The following is a 21,402-nucleotide window of genomic DNA, read 5'->3' on the forward strand; positions in this document are numbered from 1 at the left end:
GGCTCCTCACACGCGTTCGATGATGGTGGCCGCGCCCATGCCGGACGCGAATGCACAGGGTCGCCAGACCCATGGTCTTGTCCTGCCGCTCAAGCTCGTTCAGCAGGGTGCCGATGATGATCGCGCCGGTCGCGCCCAGGGGGTGGCCCATGGCGATTGCGCCACCGTTCACGTTGATCTTGGAATGGTCCACGTCGAAGGCCTGCATGAAGCGCAGCACCACGGACGCGAAGGCCTCGTTCACCTCGAACAGGTCGATGTCGCCGATGGACAGGGCCGCTGTCCTTCAGGATCTTCTCGGTCACGGGAACCGGGCCGGTCAGCATGATCGTGGGGTCCGTGCCGATCTTGGCGGTGGCGCGGGATGCGCGCGCGGGGCTTCAGGCCATGCGCCTGCCCGAATTCCGCATTCCCGATCAGCACCGCCGCGGCGCCGTCGACGATGCCGCTGCTGTTGCCGGCATGGTGGATATGATCGACATGGGTCAGGTGCGGGTATTTCAGCATCGCGACCTTGTCAAAGCCGGGCATCATCTCGCCCATCTCCTTGAAGGCCGGGCGCAGCTTGGCCAGATCGTCCGCCGTGGTGCCGGGGCGCATGTATTCGTCGCGGTCCAGGATGGTCAGGCCGTTCTGGTCCAGCACCGGGACGATGGATTTGGCAAAGCGGTTGTCGGCCCAGGCCTGCGCCGCGCCGGCGCTGGCTTTCCAGCGCCAGCGCATCGGCATCCGCGCGGCTGAAGCCGTATTCGGTCGCGATGATGTCGGCGCTGATCCCCTGCGGTACAAAGTACGACCGCATGGCCAGTCCCGGATCGACCGCGATGGCCGCCCCGTCGCTGCCCATGGCAACGCGACCCATCATCTCGACCCCACCTGCGATATAGGCTTGGCCCGCGCCGCCCTTGATCTGGTTGGCAGCCAGGTTCACGGCCTCCATGCCGGATGCGCAAAAGCGGTTGATCGACAGGCCGGGAATGCTCTGGTCCAGGTCCGATGCCAGCACGGCGCTGCGCGCCAGGCAGCCGCCCTGTTCCTTGACCTGGGTCACGTTGCCCCAGATCACGTCCTCGACCGCGTGGCCCTCCAGCCCGTTGCGTTCCTTGACGGCGTTCAGCAGGCGCGCCGACAGCGCCAGCGAGGTGACCTCGTGCAGGCTGCCATCGGGCGGCCCTTGCCGCGCGGCGTGCGGGCGGCGTCATAGATGAATGCGTCGGTCATGTGTCCTCCTTGGGCGCCGGTCGGATGGGTTGCCGGGCATTCAGATCATATGGGTGTTTCCAGCCGGGCAGCGCGGCGATGCCGTCCAGCCAGCGATCGATATGGGGCCCAATCCCCTGCGGTCAAAGCCGAAGGGCTCAGGGTAGTACAGGTATCCGCACAGCGCGAAATCGGCGATGGTCGGGCCGCCGGGTGCGACCCAGTCGCGGTCCGCCAGATGCGTGTCCAGCACATGATAAGCCCTTTCAGCCGTCCCTGCAGGTATTCCGCCGCTCCTGCCGGCCGCTTGTCCGCGGGCAGGAAGTTCAACAGGAACCGCGCCGGTCCCGCCTGGCCCGAGACCTTGTGGTTGTCGAACATCAGCCAGCGCAGCGTCTCGTTGCGGTCGCTGCCCAGGAACCGGCCGGTGCGTTCCGCGACATGCAGCTGGATGACGGCCGATTGGGTCAGGGTCACATCGCCCTCGCGGAACACCGGGACCTCGCCCATCGGGTTCAGCGCCCGAAATGCGGGGCTGCGCCCCTCCCCCGTTAAAGAAATCGACATAGACGGGCTGCCAGTCATAACCCGCCACTTGCATCGTCAGAGCCGGTTTGTAGGCGTTTCCGGATTCGCCGAAGCACCAGAGTTGCGCGGTCATCTTTCCTCCTCGACGCCGGGGGGCTGCGCGCCCCCGGACCCCCCGCGGGGTATTTGGACAAAGAAGAAGCGGCGTTAACCGCGTCTTCACCTGAGCGGCATTAGTCTGGTCCTGCGGTACAGGCTGGGGAGCCGATGACCGCCAAAGGAGAAGTCGCCCCGGCCTGTGGGCCGACAACGCCTGACCCGACAACAATCGGGAGAGGTGGGGGCGCATCCTGCTTCTTTTTTGCAAAAATACCCAATGCGACCTCTCCGCCCTTGATGTCGGATCAAAAGGCTTCTGCCTCCAGCTCCATCACCGTGGCTGCTCCGGATTGGATGCGGGCCAGATGCGTGGCGGTCATCGGCAGCTGCCCGCTTCATGTAGTAGCGGCCGGTTGCCAGCTTGGTATTGTGGAACGCCGGGTCCGCGGTGCCCGCATCCAGCGCCGCCTGTGCGGCGACCCGCCATCCGGGCCCACATATAGCCCAAGGTCACGTGACCAAACAGGTGCATGAAGTCGTAGCTGCCCGACAGCGCATCGTTCGGGTTCTTCATGCCGCGTTCCATGAAGAACATGGACGCCGCCTGCAGGTCCTTGGACGCGGCCTTCAGCGGTTCGATGAAATCGGCCGCCAGTGCCTGATTGCCGGACTGTTCCTTGCAGAACGATTTGACCATGTCGAAGAAGGCCATCACATGCTTGCCGCCATCCTGGGCCAGCTTGCGGCCGACCAGGTCCAGCGCCTGCACGCCGTTCGCACCTTCGTAGATCATGGTGATGCGGGCGTCGCGGACGAACTGGCTCATGCCCCATTCCTCGACATAGCCGTGGCCGCCGAAGACCTGCTGGGCCAGCACCGTCGCCTCGAAGCCCTTGTCGGTCAGGGAAGCCCTTGATGACCGGGGTCATCAGCGACACCAGCCCCTCGGCGTCCTTGTCGCCGGCCAGGTGGCCGCGGTCGATCAGATGCGCGCCCCCACAGCGCCAGCGCGCGGGCCCCCTCGATAAAGCTCTTCTGGTCCAGCAGGCTGCGGCGGATGTCGGGATGCACGATCAGCGGATCGGCGGCGCCCTGCGGATTCTGCACGCCGGTCACCGCACGGCCCTGCAGGCGGTCCTTGGCATAGGCCAGCGCGTTCTGATAGGCGGGCACCGCCGCGGCATAGCCCTGCAGGCCCACGCCCAGACGCGCCTCGTTCATCATGGTGAACATGGCGCGCATGCCCTTGTACAGGTCGCCCAGCAGCCAGCCTTTCGCGCCGTCATAGTTCATCACGCAGGTCGCGTTGCCGTGGATGCCCATCTTGTGCTCCAGCGCGCCCACCGACACGCCGTTGCGATCACCTAGAGAGCCGTCCGCGTTCACCAGGAACTTCGGCACGATGAACAGGCTGATGCCCTTGGTGCCCTCCGCCGCCGCCGGGCGCCTTGGCCAGGACCAGGTGGATGACGTTCTCGGCCATGTCGTGATCACCGGCCGAGATGAAGATCTTCTGGCCCGTGATCAGGTAGCTGCCGTCATCCTGCGGTTCCGCCTTGGTGCGCAGCAGTCCCAGATCGGTGCCGCAATGCGGTTCCGTCAGGTTCATCGTGCCGGTCCAATCGCAGCTTACCATCTTGGGCAGATAGGTCTGCTTCTGGTCGTCGGTGCCGTGAGCGTGGATCGCAGAATAGGCGCCGTGGGTCAGGCCCTGGTACATGTTGAAGGCCATGTTGGCCGACACGAACATCTCTCCGGTGGCCACGCCCATCGTGTAGGGCATGCCCTGGCCACCGTATTCGGGGTCGCAGTCCAGCGCGGTCCAGCCGCCATCCTTGACCTGCTCGAACGCCTCGCGGAAGCCCTTGGGCGTGCGGACGACGCCATTCTCCAGAACGCAGCCCTCCTGGTCGCCGGACAGGTTCAGTGGCGCCAGCACCTCGGCGGACAGCTTGCCGGCGGCTTCCAGCACGGCCTCGGTGAAGTCGGGGGCCAGTTCGTCATGACCGGGCAGGTCGGATTGCGACAGCTTCAGAACGTCGTGCAGGACGAACTGCAGGTCGCGGATCGGGGGCGTGTACGAAGGCATGTCGGGATCCTTTACGGCTGTTCTGTGGGGGCTGCGGAAAGCCGGCCCTCGGCATCCGAGATCTGCTGGCGAAGGTCGGCGATCGCCTCGCTCAGTTCGGCATATTGCCGTTCCATGTCCGCCAGGCGGTCGCGGCCGACATCGAATCGTGGCCGCGATCTGCGCGCGGTTCGTGCCGCCGGGTTCGTACAACTGCAACAGCTGGCGGATCTGTTCCAGGCTGAACCCGAAGCGCTTGCCGCGCAGGATCAGGATCAGCCGGGCCCGGTCGCGCCGGTCATACAACCGGTGCTGGCCGCGGCGCTGGGGAAAGATCAGCTCTCGTGCCTCGTAGAACCGCAGCGTGCGCGGGGTCACGTCAAAGGCGTCGCACATCTGGCGGATGGTCATCAGATCTTCGGACATGGTGCGGCTCCTCCTCAAACCGGCTTTCCGTCCTTTCCTGAACATAGCCCCAAGTTGACGCGAACGTAAGCAGGACGCGGCGTCACAAGGGCGCGTGCCGCCGCGTCAGCCCATCTTGGCCAGTTCGGCCACGGTGGTCTGGCGCAGCTGGTCCAGATCCGCCCGCGCCGCCGTCAGGTCGGCGATCTGCCCGTCCAGCACGGCAAGCTGCCGGTCGGCCATGTCGATCCAGACCTGGTACTGCTCGCGAGAGCCTTTCTTGTCATAGATCTGCAGCCACTGGCGGATCTCCTCCAGGCTGAAGCCGAAGCGCCGCCCGCGCAGGATCAGGGTCATGCGGGCGACCTCGCGCGGGCCATAGAACCGGGCGCGGCCTTCCTTTCGGGGCTGCAGCAGTTCGATGTATTCGTAATAGCGCAGCGTGCGGGGCGTCACCTCGAACCGTGCGCACATGTCCTTGAAGCTGATGCGGTCTTCGGTCACCCGGCACCTCCCTGGAAGATTTCCCTTGGCGTCAACCTAAGCGCAGCCGCATCCTTTCTCAACCGAATCGCGCGCCGGGGCTTGATCCGGGTCCCGACCGGACGCTACCCCTCGCGCAAAGAAGGACGCCCCATGACCGATCCCGACGATCACGCCCGCATCGCCCAGCAGTTCATCGAGGCGATCCCCCATGCGCGCGCCCTGGGCATGCGGGTCGAGGAGATCGGCGCGGGCCGCGCCACGATCAGCATGCCTTGGGCCGAACACCTGGTCGGCGATCCGCGCACCGGGGTGATCCACGGGGGTGTCGTCTCGGCGCTGATGGACACCTGCTGCGGGGCGGCGGTGATGGCGCATCCGACGAACCCGCGATCGACCGCGACGATCGACCTGCGCATCGACTATATGCGGGCCGCTACGCCGGGACAGCGGATCACCGCGCGGGCCGAATGCTATCACATGACCCGCAGTGTGGCCTTTCTGCGCGCCGTGGCCCTGGACGAGGACGAGGCCAATCCCGTCGCCGCCGCCACCGGCGCCTTCACGGCGGAGCGGTGATCATGGGCGACCGCAACGAACCCCTGCACCAGATCAAGTCGCGCCGCGATTCGGCCCTGGCGGCGATGGTCACCGGCGTGCCCTACATGACCTGGCTGGGCATCCGCTTCGATCGGCGCGGGGACGAACTGACCGCGATCCTGCCCTATGACGACAAGCTGATCGGCAACCCGATGCTGCCTGCGATCCATGGCGGGGTCACCGCGGCCTTTCTGGAGGTCACGGCGATCATCGAGCTGGGCTGGGCCGCGATGTGGGAGGACCTGGAATCAGGCCGCATCGCCCCCGACGCGGCCGTTCCCGACAGCCTGCCACGGCTGCCCAAGACCATCGATTTCACCGTCGACTACCTGCGCTCGGGCCTGCCGCGCGATGCCTATGCCCGCGCCCGCGTGGTGCGGTCGGGACGGCGCTATGCGTCCGTTCATGTCGAGGCGTGGCAGGACAACCGCGCCCGCCTGATCGCCCAGGCCACCGGTCACTTCCTGATGCCGCAGCCTTGAGCCTGCTGACCCACCGCCGGGTGCTGCAGATCGCGGTGCCCATCGTGCTGTCCAACCTGACGGTGCCGTTGCTGGGGCTGGTCGATACCGGCGTGGTGGGCCAGCTGGGCCAGCCGCAGGCCATCGGTGCGGTGGGGATCGGCGCGATCATCCTGACGTCCATCTACTGGGTGTTCGGGTTCCTGCGGATGGGCACGTCCGGTCTGGTGGCGCAGGCGCATGGCGCGGGCGACGCGCCCGAGGTGGGCGCCCATCTGCTGCGCGCGCTGGCCATCGCCGCCGCCGCGGGGCTGGTCTTCATCGCGCTGCAGGCGCCGATCTTCTGGGCGGCCTTCCGGCTGGCTCCGGCCTCGGATGCGGTCGAGGCGCTGGCCCGCGACTATCTGGCGATCCGCATCTGGGGGGCGCCTGCGACCATCGGATTGTACGCGATCACCGGCTGGCTGATCGCGGTCGAACGCACCCGTGCGGTGCTGGGGCTGCAGCTGTTGCAGAACGGGCTGAACGTCGCGCTGGATGTGTGGTTCGTGCTGGGCCTGGGGCTGGGCGTGGCGGGCGTCGCCTGGGCCACGCTGATCGCGGAGCTGTCCGGCGTGGCGCTGGGCCTGTGGCTGGCGCGGCACGTGCTGGGACAGGCGCGGCGCGCGGCGGGGCTGTGGGCGCGCGACCGCCTGACGCGGCTGGCGCGGGTGAACGGCGACATCATGATCCGGTCGATCCTGCTGCAGGGCTGCATGACCAGCTTCCTGTTCCTGGGGGCGGGGCAGGGCGACGTGCCGCTGGCCGCGAACCAGGTGCTGCTGCAGTTCGTGGCGCTGACCGCCTATGCGCTGGACGGGTTCGCCTTTGCCGCCGAAACCCTGGTGGGACAGGCCGTGGGCGCGCGCCGGCCGGACCGGGTGCGGCGGGCGTCGCTGCTGACCTCGGCCTGGGGGCTGGGGGGTGCGGTCGTGATGGGGCTGGTCTTCATCGTCGCAGGGGGCGCGATCATCGATCTGCTGACCACCTCGGACGCGGTGCGGCAGGCGGCGCGGATCTATCTGCCTTGGCTGGCGCTGGCGCCCCTGATCGGGGTGGCGGGCTGGATGCTGGACGGCATCTTCATCGGGGCCACGCTGACGCGGGACATGCGCAACGCGATGATCCGGTCGGTGGCGGTCTTCGCGGCCTGCGTGCTGATCCTGCCGCCCTTCTGGGGCAACCACGGCCTGTGGGCGGCGCTGATGGCGCTGAACCTGGCCCGCGCGGTGACGATGCTGCGCCGCTATCCCAATGCCGAGGCCGCCGCCGCCTAGCCTGCCATGCGGCGCAGCAGGCGGTCGCGCAGCACGATCTGGTGGAACAGCGCCATCGCGATATGGCCCAGGATCAGCACGCCCATCACCCAGGCCAGCTCTCCATGAAAGTTCGACCCGATGTCGGTGGCGGTCTTGACGACCTGGTCCGGGGCGCGCGGCGCAAAGATCTGGAACCCGAAGGGCGCAAAGCCGCGTTCCCCGCCCCAGGCCCGCAGCAGCGCCGCCGAGGGAACCGCCAGCATCAGCGCATAGAGCGCGACATGCCCCAGCCTTGCCGCATGGCCCAGCAGGCCCGCCCGGCGCGGCGGGCGACGATCACGGTTCAGGGCGGCCCAGACCACGCGCAGGACGATCAGCACGAACAGGATGGTTCCGACCTGGGTGTGGTTGGCGGTCAGTGCGACGGCCAGGGGCGCCTCGTCGCCCAGCAGGCTTTCGGACAGCATGCCGCCGAACTGCCACGCCATCAGGGCGGCGATTCCCCAATGAAGCGTCCGGGTCACGGCACCATAGCGGTCCTGATTGTCCCAAAGCATGTTCCGGCATCCTGTTGTTGATAGGGCAGACCCTTTCATCCCACGGTTCGGCAGGAACGCGACGGCAAAAATGCCGGGTCACCAAAGCTTGACCCCGGCTGCCTTGCGCGCGTGCACCGCGGGGAGGAATAGAAAAAGGGGGGCGCGATGCCCCCTGATCCGGTCTGCTGACGATGGCGGCTCAGGTCTCGTCGATGACCTGGCGGCGGGCCTCGTCCATCAGGCGGGCCATCTGCGCGCGGATCGTTTCGGCATCGGCGACGCCTGTCAGGTCGGCCTCGACCTTGCGGAAGACGTCCTCCTCTCCGGGCTCGGCGAAATCGGCGCTGACGACGGTCATGGCGTAGGCGCGGGCGTCGTCGCCGGTCTTGCCCAGTTGTCCGGCCGCCCATTCGCCCAGCAGGCGGTTCCGGCGCGCCTCGGCCTTGAAGCGCAGGTCGGCGTCATGGGCGAACTTGGATTCGTAGGCGCGCTCTCGATCGTTGAACGTGGTCATCGGGCCCTCCTGTGCGGCGTCTGGGACAAGATATGCCCATCGGCATGCCTTGTCGCAAGGCTCGTATTGCCCCCGACCGGCAATCCGGGGTAAGCGGCATCTTCAGGGACATGCGAAAGGACGGTGGGCCCATGGCACCGCGGCGCAAGAAAGTTTACGAAGGCAAGGCCAAGATCCTCTACGAGGGCACGGAACCCGGCACGCTGATCCAGTACTTCAAGGATGACGCGACCGCCTTCAACGCGCAGAAGCGCGCCACCATCGAGGGCAAGGGCGTGCTGAACAACCGCCTGTCCGAGTTCTTCATGAACGGGCTGACGAACATCGGCGTCCCGAACCACTTCATCCGCCGCATCAACATGCGCGAGCAGCTGATCCGTCAGGTCGAGATCATCCCGCTGGAAGTGATCGTGCGCAATTTCGCGGCCGGGTCGCTGTCCAAGCGCCTTGGGCTGGAGGAGGGCACGGCCCTGCCGCGGCCCATCGTCGAATACAGCTACAAGAACGACGAGCTGGGCGACCCGATGGTGTCCGAGGAATACATCATCGCCTTCGGCTGGGCGACCCAGCAGGACCTGGACGACATCGTCAGCCTGGCACTGCGGGTGAACGACTTCCTGTCGGGTGTGTTCTACGGCGCCGGCATCAAGCTGATCGATTTCAAGATCGAGGTCGGACGGGTCTGGGACAATGATTTCATGCGCCTGATCGTGGCCGACGAGATCAGCCCCGACAGCTGCCGGCTGTGGGACGTCAAGACGGGACAGAAGCTGGACAAGGACGTGTTCCGCCGCGACCTGGGCAACCTGACCGACGCCTATACCGAGGTGGCGCGCCGGCTGGGCCTGATGCCCGCCAACACGACCAGCCTGAAACCGACCGCGATCAACTGAGAGGGACTGCCGCCATGAAAGCACGTGTCACCATCATGCTGAAGGACGGCGTCCTGGACCCCCAGGGCGAGGCGATCCGCCATGCCCTGGGCGGGCTTGGCCACCAGGACGTCACCGGCGTCCGCCAGGGCAAGCTGATCGAGCTGGACCTGGCCGCCACCGACGCCCAGGCGGCCCGCGCCGAGGTCGCCAGGATGTGCGAGGGCCTGCTGGCCAACACCGTGATCGAGAAATACTCGATCGAGATTGCGTAAGCGTTCGGCTGACGCTGCGGCAGCCTGCCCTTATCGGCAGGTTGCCCCCTGCACCCCGTTGCAAAACGCGCGCGTTTGACGCCCAATGTGCGGATGATGAACCAGACCCCGACCCCTCACAGCGCCGCCCCGGTCATTTCGATCAACGGGTTGCACAAGTCCTATGGTCCGCTTGACGTCCTCAAGGGCGTGTCCATGACCGCCCCGCGCGGCCATGTGGTCAGCCTGATCGGGTCGTCCGGGTCGGGCAAGTCCACGCTGCTGCGCTGCTGCAACCTGCTGGAGAACAGCCAGGCCGGAGAGATCCTGTTCGAGGGCGAACCGGTCCGCTGGAAGGGGCAGGGGCAGGGCCGCCACCCCGCCGACCGCGCCCAGGTCACGCGGATGCGCACCAACCTGTCCATGGTGTTCCAGCAGTTCAACCTGTGGGCCCACATGACGATCCTGCAAAACGTGATGGAGGCCCCGGTCACCGTGCTGGGCGAGGATCGCGCCGCAGTCGAGGCCCGCGCCCGCGACCTTCTGGCCAAGGTCGGCATCGGCGACAAGGCGGACGCCTGGCCCGCGCAGCTGTCGGGCGGCCAGCAGCAGCGTGCCGCCATCGCCCGCGCGCTGTGCATGCAGCCCAAGGCGCTGCTGTTCGACGAACCCACCAGCGCGCTGGACCCCGAGCTGCAGCAGGAAGTGGTGAAGGTCATCAAGGATCTGGCCGGAGAGCATCGCACGATGATCCTGGTCACCCATGACATGCGGCTGGCCGCCGATGTCAGCGATCACGTCGTGTTCCTGCATCAGGGCGTGGTCTGCGAAGAAGGCCCGCCGGATCGCCTGTTCGGGAACCCGCAGACCGACCGTCTGCGCCAGTTCCTGTCCGCGACCATGGCGACATAAGAAACCAACAGGAGAGACCCCGAATGAAATCCCTGACGATCGCGGCCGTCGCGCTGATGCTGACCGCGGGCCTGGCCCAGGCCCAGACCATCCGCATGGGCACCGAAGGCGCCTATGCGCCCTACAACTTCATCGACGACGCCACCGGCGAGGTCACCGGCTTTGAGATCGAGCTGGGCAACGAGCTGTGCAAGCGCGCCGAGCTGGAATGCACCTGGGTGCGCAACGATTGGGATTCGATCATCCCGAACCTGGTCTCTTCGAACTACGACACGATCATGGCCGGCATGAACATCAACGCCGAACGCCAGGCGGTCATCGCCTTCACGCAGCCCTACACCCCGCCGACGCCGTCGGCCTATGCGGCGCTGGCGGCTGACGTCGACGTCGAAGGCGGCATCGTCGCGGCCCAGACCAGCACCATCCAGGCCGGCTATGTCGCCGAGAGCGGCGCGACGCTGATCGAGTTCCCGAACCCCGACCAGGCCGTCGCCGCCGTCCGCAACGGCGAGGCCGACGCGATCCTGGCCGACCGCGACTTCCTGGCCCCCATCGTCGAGGAATCCGGCGGAGAGCTGGTCTGGGTCGAGGGCATGGACCGCGTCGCCCTGGGCGAGGGCATCGGCATGGGTCTGCGCCAGTCCGACACCGAGCTGCTGGAGAAATTCGACGCGCAGATCACCGCGATGAAGGAAGACGGCAGCCTGAACGACATGATCAAGAAGTGGTTCGGCGACGACGCGCTGCTGTTCGAATGATCTGACCCGCCGCCGCGGACCCGTGCCGCGGCGGCCCTTCGGGAAGTCCCATGTTCGCATATTGCACCGATCCGTCCCTGCTGCAGGGGCTTGCCTGGCTGTCGTGCTACCTGACATCGGGCACGCATCTGCTGTTCTATGCCAGCTTCGGGACGGTGCTTCTGCTGTTGGCGATCACCGCGCCCATCGCACTGCTCTTCGGCTTTGGCGGCGCCATGGCCAGCCGCTCGCGCATCGCGCCGCTGCGGTGGTTCGGGGGGATCTACACCTCGATGGTGCGGGGCGTGCCGGACATCATCTTCTTCCTGTTCGTGCCGATCGCGCTGGACCAGGGCTTCGAATGGGTGCGCCATCAGGTCCTGTGCGACAGCGATGCGCCCGTCCGGCAGGGCAACGATTTCGTCGTGTGCGCCGCGGCCAAGCTGCCGCTGAACGATGCCGCGCCCTGGGTGCATGACGTCTATGGTATCTTCCTGGCGGTCATCGCCTTCTCGATCGTCTTCGGTGCCTTTGCCGCGAACGTGCTGTCCGGCGCCATGGCCGCCGTGCCTCGCGCCCAGCTGGAAACGGCCGAGGCCTATGGCATGTCGCCCGCGCAGGTGAACCGCCGCGTGCTGATGCCGCAGATGTGGACCTATGCCCTGCCGGGCCTGTCGAACCTGTGGATGATCCTGATCAAGGCCACGCCGCTTCTGTTCCTGCTGGGGGTCGAGGACATCGTCTATTGGGCGCGCGAGCTGGGCGGGTCCAAGACCAGCGCCTTCTCCTATCCGCATCCGGACTGGCGGCTGTATTACTTCCTGGCGATCCTGGTGTTCTATCTGGGCATGACCTGGATCTCGGAACGCGTGCTGGGCCGCGTCACGCGGCGGCTGTCGCGCGGCCAGGCCACGCTTGGCGGCGAGGCCGAGCGCAAGGGAGCCCCGGCATGAGCTGCGTGCAGACCATCCAGGACTATGCCCTGCGCTCGATCGGCTATGGCGAACGGCTGTTGCCGCGCGAGGGATATGACCTGTGCCAGCAGGCGGTGCTGATCGGGTCGGGCCTGATCTGGAACCTGTATTTTGCAGTGCTGGCGCTGTCGGTCGGCTTTTTCATCGCGACGGGCGTGGCGCTGGCCAAGGCCAGTGCCAACCCCTGGCTGCGCAAGCCCGCGAACGCCTTCATCTTCGTCTTCCGCGGCAGTCCCTTGTTCATCCAGTTCTTCATCGCCTATGAATCGCTGGTGCTGCTGCCGCGGGCGGGCATCGACGTCCTGGGGATGACCATCCAGACCAGCTGGCTGACGCGGGCCTGGGCCGGGGCGCTGATCGTGCTGATCCTGAACACCGCGGCCTATAGCGCGCAGATTTTTCACGGCGCGCTGATGTCGGTCCCCAAGGGAGAGGTCGAGGCCGCCGACGCCTATGGCCTGACCGGCTGGAAGCGGTTCCGGCGGATCGTCTGGCCCACCATGCTGCGCCTGGCCTGGCCCAGCTACACGAACGAGGCGATCTTCCTGTTCCACGCCACGACGCTGGTCTATTTCAGCGGCTTTCCGGCGTTCCAGCAAAAGGGCGACGCGCTGTACTATGCCAGCTACTTCGCGGACCGGACCTTCAACCCCTTCGTCGCCTATCCCATTGCCGCCGCTTATTTCATCGCTGCCACCTTGGCATTGATCTGGCTTTTCGGCAGGGTGAACAGGCGGCTGAACCGGCATCTGCCGGGTGCGACCAGCCGCGTCCGGTACCGTCCCCAGTTGATGAGATAATCCCATGGAATGGCTGCGCGAACACCCTGAGGTCAAGACGATCCGCGTCGCGGCAGCAGACCTGAACGGTGTCGCGCGGGGCAAGCGCGTGCCCGCGCGCTATGCCGGCAAGCTGCTGGAGGAGGGGACCAAGTTTCCCTATTCGGTCCTGAACCTGGACATCTGGGGCGAGGATGTCGAGGACAGCCCGCTGGTCTTCGAATCCGGCGACCCTGACGGGCTGCTGCTGCCCACCGAACGGGGGTTCCTGCCCATGCCGTGGCTGGACGCACCCACGGGGCTGCTGCCGTTGTGGATGTTCCATCCCGACGGCACTCCCTATGACGGCGACCCGCGCCAGGCGTTGGCACGCGTGGCCGAACGCTATGTCGCGGCCGGGCTGGTGCCGGTGGTGGCGACCGAGCTGGAATTCTTTCTGATCGACGACAGCGGCAAGACGCTGCGCGTGCCGCCCAGCCCGAAATCCGGCAAGCGGCGCACCGGCGGCGAGGTCTTGTCGCTGCGCGCGCTGGACGCGTTCGACCAGTTCTTCACGACGCTCTATGACGCCTGCGAGGCGATGGACATTCCCGCCGACACCGCCATCTCGGAGGCGGGGCCGGGACAGTTCGAGATCAACCTGATGCATCAGGCCGATCCGCTGAAGGCCGCCGACGACACCTGGCTGTTCAAGATGCTGGTCAAGGGCATCGCCCGGACCTACGGCTTTGCCGCCAGCTTCATGGCCAAGCCCTACGAGATGTTCGCGGGCAACGGGATGCACATGCATTTTTCGATCCTGGACCGGGCCGGGCGAAACATCTTCGACAATGGCGGAGAGGAGGGGACCGAGGCGCTGCGCCAGGCCGTTGCCGGCTGCTTGCGCGCCATGCCCGGATCGACCCTGCTCTTTGCCCCGCACGAGAAACAGCTTTGACCGCCTGGTTCCCAACGCCCATGCCCCGACCGGCATCGGCTGGGCCTATGAGAACCGCACCGCCGCGATCCGCATCCCGTCCTCGGGCCCCAAGGCCCGGCGGATCGAGCATCGCGTGGCTGGCGGCGACGTGAACCCCTATCTGACCATTGCCGCCATCCTGGGGGCCGCGCTGAACGGGATCGAGGACCAGCTGGTCGCCCCCGCGCCCTTCAAGGGCAACGCCTATGACCAGAAGCTGGCGCAGCTGCCCGGCGACTGGGGCGCCGCGATCGAGGCGTTCGACAGCTGCCCCGAGATCCGCCGCATCCTGCCCGCGCATCTGGTCGACAACTATCTGATGACCAAGCGCCAGGAACTGCATTACATGGCCGAGCTGTCCGACGAGGAGACGGTCGAGCTGTACCTGGACACGGTCTGATCGCGACGATGGGCCGCCCGCCTGTTTCCGGGCAGCAGGGCCGTGGGCAATGTTCGCCGTCCGTGACGGCAAGTGAGGCGGTGGATGAGCAGGCCAGGCCTTGATGCGACCGACATCCGCATCCTTGCGGCCGTGCAGCAGCACGGGCAGCTGAGCAAGGCGCGACTGGCCGAGCTGGTGAACCTGTCGCCCACCCCCTGCTGGGCGCGGCTGACGCGGCTGCGCGAGGCCGGGCTGATCCGGGGATACCGGGCCGACATTGCGCTGGAGCGCATTGCCAACGTCACCCAGGGCGTCGTCACCGTATCGCTGGCGCAGCACCGCAAGGTTGATTTCGACCGGTTCGAAGGCCATATCGGTGCCCTGCCGGAGATCACCGAATGCATCGCGACCGGCGGCGGGATGGATTATGTCCTCAAGGTCGTCACCCAAAGCCTGACCGCGTTCCAGACCCTGATGGAATCGCTGCTGGAGGCCGATCTGGGGATCCAGCGCTATATGACCTATATCGTCACGCGACAGGTCAAGACGGCACAGCCCGACCTCAAGGCGCTGACGCGCGCGCCCGCGCACCCCGCCTGACCCGGCGCGGGATTCTCCGGCCAAGACCGTCCGGTCTGCAGTCCACCCCAAGAACAGCCCGACCGGCCTGTTTGCGCGCCGGATTTGGCCCGTGCGTCGTCCGCATCCGCGCTTAGATGGCAGATGTCCCGCCCCGGCCACCGGCCCATTTTCGTGGAAGAAGACGCCAGATGACCCAGATCCAAGATTTCGGTTTCGGAACCCAGATCCGCAAGTCCCCCTATTTCGACGCGACCGTCCGATGGGGCGCCACGGGGTTCTCGGTCTATAACCACATGTACATCCCGCGCGACTTCGGCGATCCGGTGCAGAACTTCTGGAACCTGATCAACGACGCGATCCTGTGCGACGTCGCCGTCGAGCGTCAGGTCGAGATCACAGGCCCCGACGCGGCGCGGTTCGTCCAGACGCTGACCCCGCGCGACCTGTCCAAGATGGCGGTCGGACAGTGCAAATACGTGCTGATCACGAATGCCCAGGGGGGCATCCTGAACGACCCGGTCCTGCTGCGGCTGGCGGAAAACCATTTCTGGATATCGCTGGCCGACAGTGACATCCTGCTGTGGGCGCAGGGGGTCGCGGTGCATTCGGGAATGGACGTCACGATCAGGGAACCGGACGTGTCGCCCCTGCAGCTGCAGGGGCCGAAATCGGGTGCGGTGATGCGGGCGCTGTTCGGCGACGCGATCATGGACCTGCGCTATTACTGGTTGCGCCGGGTCGATCTGGACGGCATCCCGCTGATCGTGTCGCGCACCGGCTGGTCCAGCGAGCTGGGATACGAGCTGTATCTGCAGGACGGCAGCCGCGGCGACGCGCTGTGGGAGCGGATCATGGCCGCGGGTGCGCCCCTGGGGCTGAAGGCAGGCCACACCTCGTCGATCCGCCGGATCGAGGGGGCGATGCTGTCCTATCATGCCGATGCCGACATCGACACCAATCCCTATGAGCTGGGTCTGGACCGGCTGGTCGACCTGGACATCGAGGCCGATTTCATCGGCAAGGACGCACTGCGCCGAATCAAGGCCGACGGCCCCGCCCGCCGCCAGGTCGGCCTGGTGATTGACGGCGCGCCGCTGAAGGGGCCGAACACGACCTTCTGGCCCGTCACCCGTGACGGCCAGGTCGTGGGCAAGATCACCTCGGCGATCCATTCGCCACGGCTGGATCGCAACATCGCGCTGGCGATGCTGTCGGCCGGATCGGCACAGATGGGCGCCCAGGTTCAGGTCCGGACCCCGGACGGCACGCGGTCCGCAACCATTGTCGAGCGGCCCTTTCACGACCCCAGGAAGACCATCGCCGTCGCCTGACCCTGCCCCCGGATCACGGAGCCTCAGTCATGTCCGATCTGTCCTGCCCCCCGACGCGGATGGTGCCTCTGTCCAGGGACCGCAGCGTGCTGATGCCTGGGGATGCGGATGCCCGATAAGGCGATGTCGCTGCAGCCCCCCGGGGCAGGGCGCACCTTTCCGGCGACGCGTGGTGCATTGTCGTCCTGCGCCCGCAAGGGGTTGGTCGCATGCGGGCGGGTGATCAGGGTTGCCCCGGTGCGTCGCCCGTCTGGCACCCGGCGAACACGCCCGACCAGTTCAATCACCCCGCCCGATCGGGACACGCGTGCTGCGCGAGCGGGTCGGGCGTCTAAACACGGCGACATGACGGGCAACCGGCCTTCCCTGCGGCGGGGCGGATAGCATGTACCGCCTTCGCCGTCTTGTCGTCCGTCATGCCCGCGCCTTCGAATGGGTCTATGTCCGGTTCGAGGCCGCTCTGGTCGCCTTGGACCCGCTGTTCCGGCGCATCGGGTATCACCGGCTGGAACGCCCCGTCGCCGCGGTCGAGCGGTTGACCAAGGGCCTGCTGTTCGACTGTCGGATGTGCGGGCAATGCGTGCTGTCCTCGACCGGCATGTCCTGCCCGATGAACTGCCCCAAGACATTGCGGAACGGTCCCTGCGGCGGCGTGCGCCCCGGCGGCTTCTGCGAGGTCGATCCGCAGATGCGCTGTGTCTGGGTGATGGCCTGGGAGGGGGCCGCCCGAATGCGCGACGGCGCGCGGATCGGCGACGTCCAGCCGCCCGTGGACCGCAGCCTGCAGGGGTCGTCGTCCTGGCTGCGCGTTGCGCGCGAAAAGGCGGCGCACCCGGCCGGGCCGCCCGACGCCCCCCGCGGCACCATCGCCCGCGCCTTTCCGCAGGCCCGCGCCCATGAACCGGCGGCCGCGCCCCTGGCGGTCGAGCCACGACCGGCCGACCGTGGGCCGCGCCGATGACCGACCTCCCGCCCGTCGATTTCGACCGCTGGCAGCCGTCCTATGACCCGCCGCCCCCCGGCCACGTGTCGGGCAGCCGGTTGGAGCGCGTGCTGCGCCAGGGTCATTTCGCGGTCACCGCCGAACTGAACCCGCCCGACAGCGCAGACCCCGCGGATGTCTTTGCCGCCGCGCGCCCGCTGGCCCGAGTCGCCGACGCGATCAACGCGACGGATGCGTCGGGGGCCAACTGCCACATGTCGTCGATCGGCATCTCGGCCCTGCTGACGCGGGCGGGGATCGGGACGGTCTATCAGATATCCTGCCGCGACCGGAACCGCATCGCGATCCAGGGGGACGTGCTGGGGGCGGCGGCGATGGGCGTGCGCAACGTGCTGTGCCTGACCGGCGACGGGGTGGGGGTGGGCGATCAGCCCGGTGCGCGGCCGGTCTTCGATCTGGATTCGATCTCGCTGCTGCGCACCATCCGGACGATGCGCGACGATGGCATGTTCCTGTCGGGCCGCCGCATCACCAGCCCGCCGCGCATGTTCCTGGGCGCGGCCGAGAACCCCTGCATCGCGCCGTTGGACTGGCGTCCCGACCGCCTGGCCAAGAAGGTCGAGGCGGGCGCGGACTTCATCCAGACGAACTATATCTTCGACGTCCCGACCTTCGCGCGCTTCATGGCGCGGGTGCGCGACCTGGGCCTGGACCGGCGGGTGTTCATCCTGGCCGGGGTCGGCCCGTTGGCCTCGGCGAGGGCCGCGCGCTGGATGCGCAGCAACGTTCCCGGCGTCCATATCCCGGACGCGGTGATCGCCCGGATGGAGCGGGCCGCCGATCCCGGCGAGGAGGGCAAGCGCCTGTGCATCGAGCTGATCCAGCAGATCCGCGCGATTGCGGGTGTCAGCGGCGTGCATGTCATGGCTTATCGCCGGGAGCACCTGGTGTCCGAGATCATCGCCCAGTCCGGCGTGCGCGAGGGGCGCCCGGCGGACTGACCGCCGTCAGCGATGCGCCAGGTATTCTGCCGCCACATAGCCCGAGACGCTGGGCCGGTCGGCAAGCATCACCCTGCACCAGACCTTACCGTCGGTGGTCACGCAGTTCTGCCGCGTCAGGCGCGTGCCGTCGGGCAGGCCGATGATGATCCTGTGGTTCAGCCCCGGCCCCTCGCGCAGCTTGAGAAGGTCGTCGGGGCCGGCACCCTGCACAACCGCGCCGGAGCCGACCGCGCAGGCCGTGACCGTCATGAGCGCAAGAAAGGCGGCAAGATATGGTCGCATTGTAGGTCCCTGATCGTTTCGCCGCCGATACGACACCATCGCGCCCATGACGGCAATCGGGTTCGCACCGGTCGCGGTCGATTGACGCTGCTTTGGATGCCGGAAAGGTGGCGTTGCCCAAAGCATTGGGGCCATTGGTCAAGGAAGAACCCCCGCTAAAAATTGTGTGCAAGGCGAGTTGGGTGGCCGATACTATTATTCGTCGATGCCCTTTCTGCACGTTGAACGGCGATACCAGATCGTCTGCGCCGCTTTACAGCAAAAATATTGTATGCATTATCTGAAGGCGCCGGCGCTCGGGGAGGAGCGGCCGGATCACGGCGAGGGGCCGGGAATATCAGGGAGGAAGTGATGAAACACGCGATAGCGGCTGCCGTCATGAGCGGCGCGATGTGCCTGATGGCCGGGGATGCGTCGGCCGAGCGGACCTTGCGCATGACCGTCCAGGTCGGTGCCAACCACCCCGTCGGCGCGAACACCCATTATTTCGCCGAGCAGCTGAACGAGATTTCCGGCGGCGAGATGACCGTGCGCGTCTTTGACAGCGCGTCGCTGTTCAAGGGGCAGGAGGTGCCGCAGGCGATCTCCAGCGGCGCGATCGACATGGGCATCGTGCTGGCCGACGAATATGCGGGGTCCGTCCCGGCGGCCGGCATCTTCTCGGTCGCGTTCATGTTCCCGGACTATCAGATCCTGGCGCGCGCCGCCGACCGTGAGGGCGCGTTCCGCACGACCTTTGACAACCTGCTGCTGGAGGCCGGGTCCAAGGTACTGTGGTGGCAGGATTACGGTCCCGTGCAGATGCTGTCCAAGGGCGCGCCGGTCGTCTCTCCGGATGACATGCGCGGCAAGATGGTGCGTGCGACCGGCAAGCCGACGGGCGATCTGATCGAGGCCGTGGGCGGATCGGCGGTGGTTGTCGGCGGCGCCGAGCAGTTCGTGGCCTATCAGCGCGGCCTGGTCGATATCGGAATGAGCGGGACCACCGCGGTCAAGTCGCGCGCGCTTTATGAGGTGATGGATCATGTCACCATGACCAGCCACGGCCTGGCCGAATTTATCGCGGTCATCAACCCGGCCCTGTGGGACAGCATGTCCGAACAGGAGCAGGCCTGGATGACCGAGGCCGCCATCCGCGCCGAGGAGAAGATGCGCGCCGAGACCGAGGCCGAGAATGTCGAGGCCGCGCAGTGGCTGGCCGAGAATGGCCATGCGACCGTCACCGAACTGACGCCCGAGCAGATCGCCGTCTGGCAGGAGGCCACTCGCCCCGCGGTCGAGCAGTTCCGCCAGGAGGCGGGCGAGGCGGGAGACCAGCTTCTGACGGCGCTGGACGCGCTGCGCTGAGGGCAGGGGCATGACTGCATCCCGTGGCGCGCTGCGCCTGGCGGACGGGCTGTCGCTGATCGCGGCGCGCCTGTCCGAGGTGGGCATCGTCGCCATGACGATGCTGCTGACCTATGAGGTGGTGGCGCGCTATGTCTTTCGCGCCCCCACGCATTGGACATCGGACGTCGCGACCACAGTGATGATCTGGCTGACCTTCCTGGCGATGGGCTATTGCCTGCGCGACGGGCACATGATCCGCATCACCGCCGTCATCGGGCAACTACCCCCCGCAGGCCGCAAGGCGGCCGAGGCGCTGAGCCTTGTGGCGATCCTGGGGTTCTCGATCTTTGTTCTGTGGGTCGCCACGGGGTCGATGCTGGATTCGATCGCCTTCGGGCGGCGCCAGCCCTCGATGCTGCGGATGCCGACCTGGATCGCCGAACTGCCGATCGTCCTTGGCTTTGCGATCCTGGCCTTGCAGGCGCTGGCGGACCTGATCCGGCTGCCGGGCCGTCCCGCCCCCGATTTTGCCAGCAGCGCCGAACAGGAGCTGTCGCACAACGCCCCTGGGGAGGCCGGACGATGACCCCGTTCCTGATCTTCGGCGCGCTTCTGGCGCTACTGATGACCGGCATTCCGGTGGCCTTCACGCTGGGCATCCTGGGTGCGGGCCTGCTGGCCATCGACGGGCTGCCGCTGTCGATGGTGGCCAGCACACTGTTCGGCGGCATCAACGATTTCGTGCTGCTGGCCATCCCGCTGTTCCTGCTGATGTCGAACCTGCTGCTGCGCGGGGGGATCGGGCGCGACCTGTTCGTCGCGATGCAGAGCTGGGTCGGGCATTGGCCCGGCGGCCTGGGCATCGCGGCGCTGCTGTCCTGCGGGGTCTTCTCGGCCATTTCGGGCAGCTCGATCACCACCGCCGCGACCGTCGGCACCGTCGCCATCCCCGAGATGGTCAAGCGCGGCTATTCGCGCAGCCTGACATTGGGCCTGATGGCCGCCGGCGGCACGCTGGGGATCATCATCCCGCCCTCGGTCCCGCTGATCATCTACGGCGCGATCACCGAACAAAGCATCGGCCAGCTGTTTCTGGCCGGCGTCGGTCCGGGCATCCTGCTGATCGTGCTGTTCGGCGTCTATGTGGTCATCGCATCGGCGATTCAGGGCACCCATCAGGCGATGCCGCGCGCGACTTGGCCCGAACGCCTGGCCGCGACGCGGCGCGCCCTGCCGACGCTGCTGCTGGCGGGCACGATCCTGGGCGGCATCTATGGCGGGATCTTCACCCCGACCGAGGCCTCGGGCATCGGCGCATCCGTCGCGTTGCTGATCCTGGCGGCGGGCGGACGGCTTAGCCGCGCGGTGTTCCTGGGCGCGGTGCGCGACACGGTCAAGACGACGACGGTCATCTTCCTGATCGTCATCGGCGCCAAGATCTTCGGCCAGGCGATCACCCTCTATCAGCTGCCCGCGCAACTGGCCTGGCTGTTCGAGGACTACTTCAACACGGCGACGCTGGCGCTGCTGCTGATCGCGGTCATGCTGATCTTCATCGGCTTCTTCCTGGAAAGCATGTCGATGCTGCTGATCATGGTGCCGGTGCTGATGCCGACGGTGATCGCGCTTGGCATCGATCCGATCTGGTTCGGCATCTTCTTCGTGCTGCTGATCGAGGTCGCGCTGATCACCCCGCCGGTCGGGCTGAACCTGTTCGTGATCCAGTCGCTAGACCGTGCGCCATTGTCGGTGGTGGCCAAGGGCGCGCTGCCGTTTGTCGCGATCATGCTGGGGTCGGTGTTCCTGATCGCGCTGTTCCCGCAGATCGTCCTGGCGATACCGGGACTGTAGTGATCGACGCCCGGCCG

General features: G+C 67.0%; 20 protein-coding genes and 5 pseudogenes. 17 read left to right on the top strand and 8 right to left on the bottom strand.

Annotation, left to right across the window (positions count from 1 at the left end; genetic code table 11):
* Positions 1–6: 6 nt before the first annotated feature.
* The 5 genes and pseudogenes from F1642_RS11795 to F1642_RS11815 form a co-directional block, all read right to left on the bottom strand.
* Positions 7–1,221, bottom strand: a pseudogene (locus tag F1642_RS11795) (acetyl-CoA C-acetyltransferase).
* Positions 1,199–1,861, bottom strand: a pseudogene (locus F1642_RS11800) (glutathione S-transferase family protein). The pseudogenes F1642_RS11795 and F1642_RS11800 overlap by 23 nt, the downstream one beginning before the upstream one ends.
* A 271-nt stretch (positions 1,862–2,132) precedes the next feature.
* Positions 2,133–3,916, bottom strand: a pseudogene (locus F1642_RS11805) (acyl-CoA dehydrogenase C-terminal domain-containing protein).
* A gap of 201 nt (positions 3,917–4,117) precedes the next feature.
* Positions 4,118–4,366: pseudogene (locus F1642_RS16555) on the bottom strand (MerR family transcriptional regulator); the annotation flags it as partial.
* Between the two features lie 60 nt (positions 4,367–4,426).
* Positions 4,427–4,774 carry a MerR family DNA-binding transcriptional regulator gene (locus F1642_RS11815; RefSeq protein ID WP_206692757.1) on the bottom strand — a complete coding sequence of 116 codons (348 nt, stop codon included), beginning with the start codon at positions 4,772–4,774 and terminating at the stop codon, positions 4,427–4,429.
* Between the two features lie 162 nt (positions 4,775–4,936).
* Between F1642_RS11815 and F1642_RS11820 the strand changes: the two genes are divergently transcribed.
* The 3 genes from F1642_RS11820 to F1642_RS11830 are packed head-to-tail and all read left to right on the top strand — an operon-like array spanning position 4,937 to position 7,160.
* Entirely contained in the window at positions 4,937–5,362 is a 426-nt protein-coding gene (locus tag F1642_RS11820; RefSeq protein WP_045981990.1) for a PaaI family thioesterase, read from the top strand.
* 2 nt (positions 5,363–5,364) lie between these two features.
* Complete coding sequence (locus tag F1642_RS11825) at positions 5,365–5,865, top strand: PaaI family thioesterase (RefSeq protein WP_042247551.1); 501 nt, start codon at positions 5,365–5,367, stop codon at positions 5,863–5,865.
* Positions 5,862–7,160, top strand: coding sequence for an MATE family efflux transporter (locus F1642_RS11830; protein ID WP_194886311.1), 1,299 nt, complete (start codon positions 5,862–5,864; stop codon positions 7,158–7,160). Before F1642_RS11825 ends, F1642_RS11830 begins: the two co-directional genes overlap by 4 nt.
* On the opposite strand, the gene F1642_RS11835 is transcribed toward F1642_RS11830, so the two are convergent.
* The gene (locus tag F1642_RS11835; protein WP_194886312.1) at positions 7,157–7,699 is read right to left on the bottom strand and encodes a cytochrome b; all 543 of its coding nucleotides are present in this window, start codon (positions 7,697–7,699) and stop codon (positions 7,157–7,159) included. The genes F1642_RS11830 and F1642_RS11835 overlap by 4 nt on opposite strands.
* Before the next feature lie 181 nt (positions 7,700–7,880).
* Positions 7,881–8,195 carry a DUF1476 domain-containing protein gene (locus F1642_RS11840; protein WP_046001099.1) on the bottom strand — a complete coding sequence of 105 codons (315 nt, stop codon included), beginning with the start codon at positions 8,193–8,195 and terminating at the stop codon, positions 7,881–7,883.
* Between the two features lie 131 nt (positions 8,196–8,326).
* Between F1642_RS11840 and purC the strand changes: the two genes are divergently transcribed.
* From purC to F1642_RS11895, 11 genes and pseudogenes are all read left to right on the top strand, one after another.
* A complete protein-coding gene (gene purC, locus F1642_RS11845; RefSeq protein ID WP_045981986.1) occupies positions 8,327–9,088 on the top strand; it encodes a phosphoribosylaminoimidazolesuccinocarboxamide synthase in 762 nt (253 codons plus the stop codon).
* Positions 9,089–9,102: 14 nt separating this feature from the next.
* Positions 9,103–9,342, top strand: coding sequence for a phosphoribosylformylglycinamidine synthase subunit PurS (purS, locus tag F1642_RS11850; RefSeq protein ID WP_194886313.1), 240 nt, complete (start codon positions 9,103–9,105; stop codon positions 9,340–9,342).
* Between the two features lie 93 nt (positions 9,343–9,435).
* Positions 9,436–10,233 (top strand): ABC transporter ATP-binding protein, encoded by a 798-nt coding sequence (locus F1642_RS11855; protein ID WP_370582869.1) that lies wholly within the window; start codon positions 9,436–9,438, stop codon positions 10,231–10,233.
* A gap of 23 nt (positions 10,234–10,256) precedes the next feature.
* A complete protein-coding gene (locus F1642_RS11860; protein ID WP_194886315.1) occupies positions 10,257–10,991 on the top strand; it encodes a transporter substrate-binding domain-containing protein in 735 nt (244 codons plus the stop codon).
* A 50-nt stretch (positions 10,992–11,041) separates the two neighbouring features.
* Positions 11,042–11,923: an ABC transporter permease gene (locus tag F1642_RS11865; RefSeq protein ID WP_194886316.1), complete on the top strand. Its 882-nt coding sequence runs from the start codon at positions 11,042–11,044 to the stop codon at positions 11,921–11,923.
* Positions 11,920–12,744, top strand: coding sequence for an ABC transporter permease (locus tag F1642_RS11870; RefSeq protein WP_045981981.1), 825 nt, complete (start codon positions 11,920–11,922; stop codon positions 12,742–12,744). Before F1642_RS11865 ends, F1642_RS11870 begins: the two co-directional genes overlap by 4 nt.
* A gap of 4 nt (positions 12,745–12,748) precedes the next feature.
* Positions 12,749–14,081 (top strand): annotated as a pseudogene (locus tag F1642_RS11875) (glutamine synthetase family protein).
* An 84-nt stretch (positions 14,082–14,165) separates the two neighbouring features.
* On the top strand, positions 14,166–14,663 hold the full coding sequence (locus tag F1642_RS11880; RefSeq protein WP_194886317.1) for an Lrp/AsnC family transcriptional regulator: 498 nt from the start codon (positions 14,166–14,168) through the stop codon (positions 14,661–14,663).
* Positions 14,664–14,833: 170 nt separating this feature from the next.
* A complete protein-coding gene (locus F1642_RS11885) occupies positions 14,834–15,976 on the top strand; it encodes a glycine cleavage T C-terminal barrel domain-containing protein (protein ID WP_194886318.1) in 1,143 nt (380 codons plus the stop codon).
* 385 nt (positions 15,977–16,361) lie between these two features.
* Positions 16,362–16,937 carry a methylenetetrahydrofolate reductase C-terminal domain-containing protein gene (locus F1642_RS11890; RefSeq protein ID WP_194886319.1) on the top strand — a complete coding sequence of 192 codons (576 nt, stop codon included), beginning with the start codon at positions 16,362–16,364 and terminating at the stop codon, positions 16,935–16,937.
* On the top strand, positions 16,934–17,920 hold the full coding sequence (locus F1642_RS11895; RefSeq protein WP_194886320.1) for a methylenetetrahydrofolate reductase: 987 nt from the start codon (positions 16,934–16,936) through the stop codon (positions 17,918–17,920). Before F1642_RS11890 ends, F1642_RS11895 begins: the two co-directional genes overlap by 4 nt.
* Before the next feature lie 6 nt (positions 17,921–17,926).
* Here the strand turns inward: F1642_RS11895 and F1642_RS11900 are convergent, their stop codons facing one another.
* On the bottom strand, positions 17,927–18,205 hold the full coding sequence (locus F1642_RS11900) for an SH3 domain-containing protein (protein WP_045982978.1): 279 nt from the start codon (positions 18,203–18,205) through the stop codon (positions 17,927–17,929).
* 351 nt (positions 18,206–18,556) lie between these two features.
* Between F1642_RS11900 and dctP the strand changes: the two genes are divergently transcribed.
* From dctP to F1642_RS11915, 3 genes are read left to right on the top strand one after another with little or no spacing between them, the layout of a single operon-like run.
* Positions 18,557–19,552: a TRAP transporter substrate-binding protein DctP gene (gene dctP, locus F1642_RS11905; RefSeq protein WP_194886321.1), complete on the top strand. Its 996-nt coding sequence runs from the start codon at positions 18,557–18,559 to the stop codon at positions 19,550–19,552.
* Positions 19,553–19,562: 10 nt separating this feature from the next.
* A complete protein-coding gene (locus tag F1642_RS11910) occupies positions 19,563–20,120 on the top strand; it encodes a TRAP transporter small permease (RefSeq protein ID WP_139598816.1) in 558 nt (185 codons plus the stop codon).
* Positions 20,117–21,385: a TRAP transporter large permease gene (locus tag F1642_RS11915; RefSeq protein ID WP_045982975.1), complete on the top strand. Its 1,269-nt coding sequence runs from the start codon at positions 20,117–20,119 to the stop codon at positions 21,383–21,385. The genes F1642_RS11910 and F1642_RS11915 overlap by 4 nt, the downstream gene beginning before the upstream one ends.
* Positions 21,386–21,402 lie beyond the last annotated feature (17 nt).

The sequence above is a fragment of the Paracoccus sp. NBH48 genome (assembly GCF_015390265.1).
Classification (GTDB): domain Bacteria; phylum Pseudomonadota; class Alphaproteobacteria; order Rhodobacterales; family Rhodobacteraceae; genus Paracoccus; species Paracoccus marcusii.